We start from the raw sequence: 4265 nt of genomic DNA, 5'->3' as shown, positions 1-4265 counted from the left end.
CTACCCCTGCAGCAGTCCCGTCCGCGTCCACGCGGTCTCGCCGGGTGCGGGGAATGGTGTTCCGTCGATGGTTGCGGTGAGGGTTCCGTCGGCGGCGACGGTGACGAGGACGTGCGGCAGTTCAACCTGAGCAGGGTTCTCGTCGTCGTTCGGGGTGGATCGGCGTGGGCTGGTGAGGTTCATCGGTGGCCTCCCGCCGCGCGGCTGCTGGTGTCGAACAAGGCGAGCTCGGCCGGGTGCAGCTGATGCTGCGTGACGAAGCTCCTGGCCTTGATCCGCCACAGTGAGTGTGCCAGTCTGAAGTGGCCCCACTTGGAGGCGTAGTGATGGCTTGATTTGGCCCCACCCTCGACCCGACCAGACCCGTAGGTTCCGTACTTGTCCGCCAAAGACGAGTACGAGAGGCCATGGGGTTGAAGGAGAGATCGAGAGTGGAGCAGTTCGAACGTATCCGACGGGACGCCCGCGATGAAGGCATGTCGATTCGCGCGCTCGCGGCCAAGCACAAGGTCCACCGACGCACCGTCCGCGCGGCGTTGGCCGACGCAGTCCCACCCACCAGGAAGGTCCCCGAGCGGGCGGCGCCGGTGCTGGGCTCGCATGAGGCCACGATCCGGGCCTGGTTGACCGAGGACCTGGACGCACCGAAGAAGCAACGACACACCGCCCGCCGGATCTGGCAGCGGCTGCTCGAAGAGGAAGGAGCCGACGCGGCCGAGTCCAGTGTGCGGGCGTCGGTCGCCCAGCTACGCGTGGAGATCGCCGGGAACCGAGCACAGGTGATGGTTCCCCAGACCCACCCGCCTGCGGAGGAGGCCGAGGTCGACTTCGGCGAGTTCTACGCTGTGATCGCCGGGACGATGATGAAGTTGTGGATGTTCTGCCTGCGGCTGTCGCACTCGGGCAAGGCGGTGCACGTGGCCTACGCCAACCAGTCCCAGGAGTCCTTCCTGGACGGGCACGTGCGTGCCTTCGCCGTCCTGGGTGGGGTGCCGACCGGGATGATCCGCTATGACAACCTCAAACCCGCGGTCATCCGGGTCGCGCTGGGCCGCGACCGGCTGGAGAACGAGCGATTCGTCGCGTTGCGGTCGCACTACGGTTACGACTCCTTCTACTGCATTCCCGGCAAGGACGGAGCGCACGAGAAAGGCGGCGTCGAAGGAGAGATCGGGCGTTTTCGCCGCCGGCACCTGACCCCGGTGCCGCACGTGGGCTCCCTCGCGGCACTGAACGAGGCCCTTGCGGCCGCGGATGCCCGCGATGACGAGCGCCGGATCGGGGCCCGCGCCGAGACCGTCGGCCAGGACGCTGCACGGGAGCTGGCGCTGCTGCACCCGTTGCCAGGCGAGGGCTTCGACGTCGCAGCGACCCTGTCCTGCCGGGTCGATGCCAAGGCGCGGGTGTGCGTGCGCCAGTCCTACTACAGCGTGCCGGCCCGCTACGCCGGGCGGCGCCTGGAGGTGCGCCTGGGCGCCACGACCGTACGGGTGCTCGACCCCAGCAGCCACGGCAGGCTCGTCGCGGAGCACACCCGCTCGCTGCACAAGGGCAGCGAGGACCTGGTCCTGGACCACTATCTGGAGACCCTGACGCGTAAGCCCGGCGCGCTGGCCGGGGCGACCGCACTGGTCGCCGCCCGCTCATCCGGGGCCTTCACCGGCACCCATCAACGGTTCTGGGACGCCGCCCGCGCCCGCCTGGGCGACGGGGCCGGAACCCGCGCGCTGGTCGGAGTGCTGCTGCTGCACCGCACAATGGACCCTCGTCAGGTCGAGGCCGGCATGCACGCTGCCCTGGCGATCGGCTCCTTCGATCCCGACGTGGTCGCCGTCCAAGCCCGCCTCGCCGAGGCCCGGCCGCCCGCGCCGGCACCCGTGCCCTTGCCGGCCACAGCGGCCCCGGCCGCGGGCATCGAACGATCCGCCCCGTCGCTGACCGGCTACGACCAGCTGCTGACGGGCTCGCGCACCTACCTGCAGGAGGCCACCGCATGAGTACCACCACCACCCGCCAGACGTCCGCCGCCACCGGGGCGGGGCCGGCGCTGACGGCGATGTCGGACCCGGCCGCCGAGGCTGCTGTGCACGCCGCGGCCAAGACGCTGCAGCTACCCACGATCCGCGACCAAGCGATCCCGATGGCCGAGGCCGCCGCGAAGCAGCGACTGACGCACAAGGCGTTCTTGGCCGAGATGCTCACCGCCGAGTGCGACGAACGCGACGCCCGCCGGCGGCTGCGTCGGGTCAACGAGGCGAAGTTCCCCCGCACCAAGCGCCTGGCCGACTTCGACACCGCCCGGCTGCCCGACCTGCCGGCCGCGACGTTGGCGCACCTGGCCGGCGGGTCCTGGATCGACGCCGGTCAGCCGCTGGTGCTGCTCGGGGACTCCGGCACCGGCAAGACCCACCTGCTCATCGCCCTGGGCACCGCCGCAGCCGAGCAAGGACGCCGGGTGCGGTACGTGACCACCGCCGCACTGGTCAACGAGCTCGTCGAGGCCGCCGACGAGAAGCAACTCTCTCGAGTCGTGGCCCGATACGCCCGCCTGGACCTGCTGTGCCTGGATGAAGTCGGCTACGTCGGCCTGGATCCGCGCGGCGCCGAGCTGCTGTTCCAGATCATCACCGCCCGCGAAGAGAGAGCCTCCATCGCCTGCGCGTCCAACGCCCCCTTCAGCGAGTGGGGCAACACCTTCCCCGACCCCCGCCTGGCGGCCGCCGTCGTCGACCGGCTGACCTTCAACGCCCACATCATCCAGACCGGCACCACATCCTACCGGCTGACCAGCAGCACCGCGACGAGGAAGGAGAACAACCCCACCTGACCCCCTGCTCGACGACCACGCCGAGCAGACGTCACCCAAACCGGGGGTGGGGCCAAATCAAAGCATCACAGTGGGGCCAAATGGGCTTGTCATTCTCAGCCACAGGCCTTGGCCGACGCCGAGGTTCGGCAATAGCTGCTGCTCGGTGCCGGTCAGGCCGAGCGCGGTCGCGGTCGGGCCGAGCTGGTCGGACTCCTGCCGGTACACGATCCGCGTCTCGGCGTTCGCGAGCAGTGAGTTTGCCAGTGATCGCATGGCTGAGCCTTGGTCGCCTACGTTGTCGAGGTCGGTGAGCTTGTGGAAGATCAGCATGTTCGCGATCCCGTAGTGCCTGGCGAGTCGCCAGTGCGCGTCCATCCGCCGCAGCAGCGCCGGGTGGGACATGAGCCGCCAGGCTTCGTCGTAGATCACCCACCGCTGCCCGCCGTTCGGGTCGAGCAGCGCGGACTCCATCCACGCCGAAGAGCACGTCATCAACACCGAGATGAGCGTCGAGTTCTCCGTGACCCGGGACAGGTCGAGGGAGATCATCGGCAACGACGGATCGAACTTGACCGTGGACGGCCCGTCGAACAGTCCCGCCAGGTCACCGGCCACGAGACGGCGAAGCGCGTGACCGACCAAACGCCCATCCTCGGCCAACCTGCCGTCGGCATCCGCACTGGGTGCCAGGATGCGGTCGACGACCATCGGCAGTATCGGCACATCGTTCTCCCGAACCGTCTGTGTCAGGGCGATGTCGATCGCGGTGTGCTCCAACGGCGATAGCCCGCGGGCGAGCACGGTCTCGGCGAGCGCGCCGATCAGGTCACGACGCCGGGCAGCGACCGTCGAGGCCCACTGCTCATCCGAGAGGCCCGCTGGTCGGTGGCCCTCGTCGAGCGGGTTCAGGCGGGTGTTGAGACCGTGGCCGAGAACGATCGCCCTCCCACCGACGGCGTTGGCGACCGCAGTGTGCTCGCCCTTCGGGTCGCCGGGAACGTACACGCGCCGCCCGAACGGCAACGACCGCGTGTAGAGCGACTTGGCGAGGCTCGACTTCCCAGAGCCGACGATCCCGGCCAGCACCACGTTCGGGGCGGTGATGATCCCGCGCGCGTACAGCACCCACGGGTCATAGACGAAGCTCCCACCCGAGTACAGGTCCTGACCCACGAACACCCCATCCGCACCAAGGCCACCTTCGGCGACAAACGGATACGCACCCGCCAATGTCGCTGACGTGTCCTGATGGCGGGTCAGGCTGAACCGGCCCGGTGTCCGCAACCGCGCGGCACCTGGCTCGCCGGCCTTCGGGAGGTAGATCGTGGCGCGCCGCTCGGCCCGCTCCTGCTCGGCCTTGACCCTGGCTGCGGCGAGTGCGGCCTTGCGCTGCTCGGCGTGGAGCCGGGCCTCTGCGCGGCGGCGCTGATTGCGGAGTGAACCGCCCCGGGTTCAG

The 4265-nt window shown here is 69.5% G+C and carries 3 protein-coding genes and 1 pseudogene; 2 read left to right on the top strand and 2 right to left on the bottom strand.

The window, feature by feature from the left end; translation table 11 throughout:
* On the bottom strand, positions 1-183 hold the full coding sequence (locus B2P18_RS00245) for a hypothetical protein (protein WP_286955264.1): 183 nt from the start codon (positions 181-183) through the stop codon (positions 1-3).
* 224 nt (positions 184-407) lie between these two features.
* Here B2P18_RS00245 and istA point away from each other — a divergent pair, with 224 nt between their 5' ends.
* Entirely contained in the window at positions 408-1997 is a 1590-nt protein-coding gene (istA, locus tag B2P18_RS00240) for an IS21 family transposase (RefSeq protein WP_286955263.1), read from the top strand.
* A complete protein-coding gene (gene istB, locus B2P18_RS00235; protein WP_376783756.1) occupies positions 1994-2827 on the top strand; it encodes an IS21-like element helper ATPase IstB in 834 nt (277 codons plus the stop codon). Before istA ends, istB begins: the two co-directional genes overlap by 4 nt.
* A 99-nt stretch (positions 2828-2926) precedes the next feature.
* Here the strand turns inward: istB and B2P18_RS00230 are convergent.
* Positions 2927-4246, bottom strand: a pseudogene (locus B2P18_RS00230) (ATP-binding protein); the annotation flags it as partial.
* Positions 4247-4265: the final 19 nt, after the last annotated feature.

The sequence above is a fragment of the Arsenicicoccus sp. UBA2120 genome, assembly GCF_002330965.1.
GTDB classification, from domain to species: Bacteria; Actinomycetota; Actinomycetes; order Actinomycetales; family Dermatophilaceae; genus Arsenicicoccus; species Arsenicicoccus bolidensis.
Note: the sequence above shows the minus strand (reverse complement) of the source record. Positions and strands in the feature narration are given on the sequence as shown.